This window comes from Neobacillus drentensis (assembly GCF_036965245.1).
Taxonomy (GTDB): Bacteria; Bacillota; Bacilli; order Bacillales; family Cytobacillaceae; genus Neobacillus; species Neobacillus drentensis_G.
Window position 1 is genome coordinate 19,194 of the sequence record NZ_JBALPG010000130.1, and the last position, 6,215, is coordinate 25,408.

At 35.5% G+C, this 6,215-nt stretch carries 7 protein-coding genes; all 7 read left to right on the forward strand.

From position 1 onward, the window contains the following. Positions 1 to 1,886: FAD-dependent oxidoreductase (locus V7150_RS21820; protein WP_335522426.1), on the forward strand; the 1,886-nt coding region annotated here is incomplete at its 5' end. Positions 1,887 to 2,368: 482 nt separating this feature from the next. Then, entirely contained in the window at positions 2,369 to 2,848 is a 480-nt protein-coding gene (locus tag V7150_RS21825) for a DsrE/DsrF/DrsH-like family protein (RefSeq protein WP_335522428.1), read from the forward strand. A gap of 107 nt (positions 2,849 to 2,955) precedes the next feature. Then, positions 2,956 to 3,252 (forward strand): rhodanese-like domain-containing protein, encoded by a 297-nt coding sequence (locus V7150_RS21830; RefSeq protein ID WP_335522430.1) that lies wholly within the window; start codon positions 2,956 to 2,958, stop codon positions 3,250 to 3,252. A 51-nt stretch (positions 3,253 to 3,303) separates the two neighbouring features. Next, positions 3,304 to 3,873 (forward strand): sulfurtransferase TusA family protein, encoded by a 570-nt coding sequence (locus V7150_RS21835; protein ID WP_335522431.1) that lies wholly within the window; start codon positions 3,304 to 3,306, stop codon positions 3,871 to 3,873. Between the two features lie 73 nt (positions 3,874 to 3,946). Beyond that, a complete protein-coding gene (locus V7150_RS21840; protein WP_335522432.1) occupies positions 3,947 to 5,074 on the forward strand; it encodes an MBL fold metallo-hydrolase in 1,128 nt (375 codons plus the stop codon). Between the two features lie 22 nt (positions 5,075 to 5,096). Beyond that, a complete protein-coding gene (locus V7150_RS21845) occupies positions 5,097 to 5,324 on the forward strand; it encodes a sulfurtransferase TusA family protein (protein ID WP_335522434.1) in 228 nt (75 codons plus the stop codon). A 47-nt stretch (positions 5,325 to 5,371) separates the two neighbouring features. After that, positions 5,372 to 6,148, forward strand: a complete 777-nt coding sequence (locus tag V7150_RS21850; RefSeq protein ID WP_335522435.1) for a sulfite exporter TauE/SafE family protein — start codon at positions 5,372 to 5,374, stop codon at positions 6,146 to 6,148. The last annotated feature ends 67 nt before the right edge of the window (positions 6,149 to 6,215 follow it).

The following is a 6,215-nucleotide window of genomic DNA, read 5'->3' on the forward strand; positions in this document are numbered from 1 at the left end:
GATTAAGAAGAATTAGTGAAGATGTGGAAATCATTCTCGTGGAACGTGGTGAATATATTTCATTTGCTAATTGCGGACTACCTTACTATATAGGTGAAACCATCAAAGATAGAAGCAAATTATTAGTGCAAACGGTAAAAGGAATGTCAGAACGTTTCAATCTTGATATTCGTAATTTAAGTGAAGCATTGAGCATCGATGCTAAAAACCAAAAAGTAACCATCAAGAATTTACAAACTGGGGAAGTCTACGAAGAATCGTATGACAAGTTATTATTATCACCTGGGGCAAGACCAATTGTACCACCAATCCCGGGATTAAAAGAAAACCAAACATTATTTACCTTAAGAAATATTCCGGATACGGATTTAATCAAAAACTATGTTGATATCAAAAATCCTAAAAAGGCTGTAGTTATTGGTGGAGGATTTATTGGTATTGAAATGGCTGAAAACTTAGTGGATAGAGGAATAGAAGTTACCATTATTGAAATGGCAAATCAAATTATCGCTCCAATCGATTTTGAAATGGCCAGTATTTTACACACTCATTTAAAAGAAAAAGGCGTAAAGTTAATATTAGAAAATGGTGTCCAATCATTTGCTGACCAAGGAAGGAAGGTTAAACTTTCTGATGGGACTGAGATCGATACAGATATGACGATTCTCTCAATCGGTGTCAGACCGGAAAATGAATTAGCCAAGTCTATAGGATTGGAATTAGGAGAGCGCGGAGGAATTATTGTTAATGAATTTCTTCAAACCTCAAACAAGGATATATTTGCAATCGGCGATGCCGTAGAGGTTGTTGATTATATTAACGGAACTAAGGCAATGATTCCTCTCGCTGGACCGGCTAACCGTCAAGGGCGTATTGCTGCAAATAATATGATGGGTAAAAATGAGAAGTATCAAGGGACTTTGGGTACTTCAATTGCAAAAGTATTTGACTTAACTGTTGCTGCTACAGGAAACAATGAAAAAACATTAAAGCGTTTAGGCATGTCCTATGAGGTAGTTCACATTCACCCAAGTTCTCATGCTGGTTACTACCCAGGTGCAGCACCGATTGCTTTAAAATTAATTTTTGATAAAAGAACAGGAAAAATCTATGGAGCACAGGCAGTGGGAGCAGACGGTGTTGATAAGCGCATTGATGTGATTGCAACAGCCATTAAAGGTGGATTAACCGTAGAGGATTTAACTAATTTAGAATTGTCCTACGCGCCACCATATTCATCAGCAAAGGATCCAGTGAATATGGCTGGTTATGTAGCTTCTAACATCATGGAAGGTGAATTAGAACAAATTCAGTGGCATGAAGTGGATCAAATTGTTGCAGAAGGCGGACTATTAATTGACGTTCGTGAACCAATGGAACGAGAATTTGGATTTATTGAAGGCTCAATAAATATCCCTTTAAATGACCTAAGGAAGAAATTAGAAGAAATTCCAAACGATCAGACCATATTTGTCAGCTGTCAAGTTGGTTTAAGAGGATATTTAGCCAGCCGGATTTTAAAAAACAACGGGTATCACGTAAAAAATGTTGATGGTGGTTGGAAAACATATTCCGCTGTATTTGGAAGTAATATAGAGAATGCTGTTGAAACTATGACAAATGACCTCGGGGAAACGATCGTAGAAAATACAAATGAAATAAAAGTCGATTCAGTCGTGGATGTAAGTGGATTAACTTGTCCAATGCCAATTGTTAAACTAAAAAAAGGTATTGAGTTATTGGAAAGCGGTCAAGTATTAGAAATTCATGTGACAGATAAAGGTTCCTTAAATGATCTTCCAGCTTGGGCAAAAAGTGCTGGACATACGATCTTAAAAACAGAACAAATTGATAAGATCATTAAATTTTGGATTAAAAAGAAATAATAAGTAACTGGAATCCAGTCAGTCAAATAATAAATGAAAATATAGATTTACTCCAATATGTTATCGATGGTTTTATATTTAATCAATTAGAGAGTATGACTTGTTTCTCAGGTCATACTTTTTTATAGACATTTTCGTAATGTACCTGTAAGTTAAAAGAATTTCTTAAGTCCATTCATCCAACGTAAAGATTAAGAATGAGCTATGTCCTATCGGATGTACGTGATAAATAACTAAATAGTGCATCGCATGAAAAAAAATAAATAAATATATGAGTTGACATTATACCCTGGTGGGTATATTATATAAATTGTTAAACCAAAAAATGATCTGACTGCTTGAGCAAAATCAGGTGGACATAAACTATTAAAATACGAAGAGGAAAATGATATTTTAATTTTTTTGATAATAAAAGGAAAATTTTTTTATCCAGAAAAATACCCACAATGGTATTTAAACGGAAAATTCAGGAGGTAAATTTCATGTCAGAAAAGAAAAAGACCACAATTGTTTTATTTAGTGGAGATTACGATAAAGCAATGGCAGCCTATATCATCGCCAATGGTGCAGCTGCCTATGATCATGAAGTAACTATTTTTCACACGTTTTGGGGTTTAAATGCACTTCGTAAAGAGGAAAATATTCCTGTGAAAAAAGGATTTATGGAAAAAATGTTTGGAAAAATGATGCCTAGAGGCGCGGATAAAATGGGACTTTCAAAAATGAACTTTGCTGGATTTGGTCCTAAAATGATCAAAGATATTATGAAAAAACATAATGCGCTTACTTTACCACAATTAATCGAGATGGCTCAGGAGCAGGATGTAAAACTTGTAGCATGCACAATGACGATGGATTTGTTAGGTTTGCAACAAGAAGAACTATTAGATCATATTGAATATGCAGGAGTTGCAGCATATTTAGCAGATGCACAAGAGGGGAATGTTAATCTATTCATCTAAAAAAATAGGTGGAAAGTATCCTCTTCATAAAAGGCGGGACCAAATGTCAAATGTTTAAGTCAACATGAGCACAAGGTCCTCATTAAACTTTTAAGGAGGTCTATATAATGAGACAAATTACTGCAAAAGAGGTTGAAGCATTATTAAATGATGGAAATAAATTAAATATCATCGATGTTCGCGAAGTGGATGAAGTAAGGACTGGAATAATACCAGGCGCTATAAATATGCCTTTAGGATTAGTTGAGTTTCGCATGCATGAATTAGATAAATCAAAAGAGTATATCATGGTCTGCCGTTCAGGCGCAAGAAGCGGTCGGGCTTCACAATTTCTTGAAAGCTATGGATTTAAAGCGATCAACATGGTTGATGGAATGCTTGCTTGGGAAGGTAAAGTAGAATAGTTTTTTTAAAAATAATTATACCCATATAGGTATTAAAACAGGAGGTTTATGATGAAAGACATAAAAGCAAACGTAATATTAGATGCAAAAGGCTTAGCTTGTCCAATGCCCATTGTAAAAACAAAAAAGGCTATGAATAATCTCGAGGGAGGGCAAGTATTAGAAGTTCTAGCGACAGATAAAGGGTCAAAAGCAGACATAAAAGCATGGGCTGAAAGTACAGGTCATCATTTTTTAGGGACAATAGAAGAAGGCGGAGTGCTGAAACATTATCTTCATAAATCTTTTCATGATGAAACAAACGAGAAGAAGCATCAAAATATTATCAATAATGAAGATCTTGAAAAAAGACTTGAAGCAAATGAAAACATCGTTATTCTCGATGTTCGAGAAGCAGCTGAATATGCTTTTAACCATATTCCAAATGCCATCTCGATCCCTTTAGGTGAATTGGAGGAGCGAATGGACGAATTAAACAAAGAAAATGAAATACTTGTATTGTGTCGTACAGGCAACCGCAGCGATCTTGCTGCACAGCTATTAGCAAAAAATGGATTTATGAACGTAATCAATGTTGTACCAGGCATGAATCAATGGACCGGTAAAACAATAGGAATCTAACAATAAGCATTTTTGTTTAGTGGGTATTCTTATTTTTTTAAACAAAATAATACCATGGGGGGTAGGTCGGAAAATGACTGTAAATTTAATGACAGCAAAAGAGGTAACAAAGAAAGTATTGAATAAAGAAGAGCTGTTTATTCTAGATGTTCGAAATGAAAGTGATTTTCAAGATTGGAAAATCGAAGGAGAAAACTTTGATTATTTAAATGTTCCATATTTTGAGTTACTTGATGGTGTAGAAGAAATTATCGAAAAAATTCCTACTAATAAAGAGGTATTAGTTGTTTGTGCTAAGGAAGGTTCTTCCATTATGATAGCAGAAATGCTGTCTGATGCTGGAATAACGGTGTCATATCTTCAGGGTGGAATGAAAGCATGGAGTGAACATTTAGAACCGGTTAAAGTTGGTAACTTAAATGATGGAGGCGAAGTTTATCAGTTTGTCAGAATTGGCAAAGGCTGTTTATCCTACATGGTTGTTTCCAATGGTGAGGCAGCCCTTATTGATGCAACACGTATGACTGATATCTTTCTTGATTTTGCCGCAAATATCGGTGCAAAAATTACTCATGTTTTTGATACGCATCTTCATGCGGATCATATTTCAGGAGGGCGTATGATCGCTGAAAAAACTGGCGCAACCTACTGGCTGCCACCAAAAGATGCAACAGAAGTAACATTTAATTTCCAGCCATTAGAAGACGGTAATGATGTTGCAATAGGAAATACTTCTATTAATATACACGCATTACATTCTCCAGGTCATACGATTGGATCTACTTCTTTTATAGTGGATAAAAAATACCTACTTTCAGGTGATATTTTATTTATTGATTCAATTGGAAGACCTGACCTAGCAGGTAAGGCAGAAGACTGGGTGGAAGATTTAAGAGGAACACTTTACAGCCTTTACAAAGAATTATCAAAAGAGCTTATTGTGCTTCCTGCTCATTTTATGATTATTGACGAGTTAAACGATGACGGTAGTGTGTCAGAAAAATTAGGTACATTGTTTGCAAATAATCATGGTCTTAAAATTGAAGATGAAACTGAATTCAGAAAAATAGTAACAGAAAACTTACCACCGCAGCCAAATGCATATCAAGAAATTCGTGAAACGAATATGGGAAAAATCAATCCTGATCTAGATAAACAAAGTGAAATGGAGATCGGACCAAACCGTTGTGCGGTTCGATAATACTAAACAAAGGAGTATAAGAATGGAATCAACAAAACTATTAGATGCAAAAGGTTTAGCTTGTCCAATGCCAATTGTTAAAACAAAAAAAGCCATTGGAGAGCTTGAAACAGATCAAGTATTAGAAGTTCATACAACAGATAAAGGGTCAAAAAATGATCTAACAGCCTGGGCTAAATCAGGTGGACATGAGATTTTAAAAGACGAGGAAGAAAACGGAGTGTTTAAATTTTGGATTAAAAAAGGGTAAACTATAAAGGGAACCAATTAAGGTTCCCTTTTCTAAAGGAGGACGACATGGATATTAGCTTTATCATTACCATCTTCCTAATAGGATTTGTAGGTTCATTTATTTCTGGGATGTTAGGCATAGGTGGAGCCATCATCAACTTCCCGATGTTGTTATATATTCCAGTTGTCCTTGGTGTAGGTCATTTTACAGCACATGAAGTTTCGGGAATTACAGCAATCCAAGTTTTCTTTGCGACAATTGGCGGAGTTTGGGCTTACCGTAAAGGCGGGTTTTTAAATAAAACACTCATTGCCTATATGGGAATAAGTATTTTAATCGGAAGTTTTATTGGAGGTTTCAGCTCAACTCACATGCCGGAGAGCGGAATTAATATCGTATATGGAATTTTAGCGATGATTGCCGTTATTATGATGTTTATTCCTAAAAAAGGAATAGATGATATTCCTTTAGAACAAGTGACATTTAACAAGTGGCTAGCAGCGTTATTTGCCTTCATCGTTGGGATTGGGGCTGGTATTGTAGGTGCGGGAGGCGCATTTCTATTAGTACCAATTATGCTGGTTGTTTTAAAGATCCCTACAAGAATGACAATTGCCTCTTCGTTAGCCATTACATTTATTTCATCTATAGGATCTGTTTCCGGAAAAATCTCAACGGGACAAGTGGAATTCCTACCTTCGCTTATCATAGTTGTTGCTAGTTTAATAGCTTCACCTATTGGAGCTAATACAGGGAAAAGGGTTAATACGAAGGTTTTGCAAGTCATTATGGGAATATTAATCTTAGCTACTGCAGCGAAGACATGGATGGAAATTTTATAAGCTTTAAGATCTAATGAATGTATGGGAGAAAATGGCGACCAAAATTTTGTGGCCTACAAATTTTAAG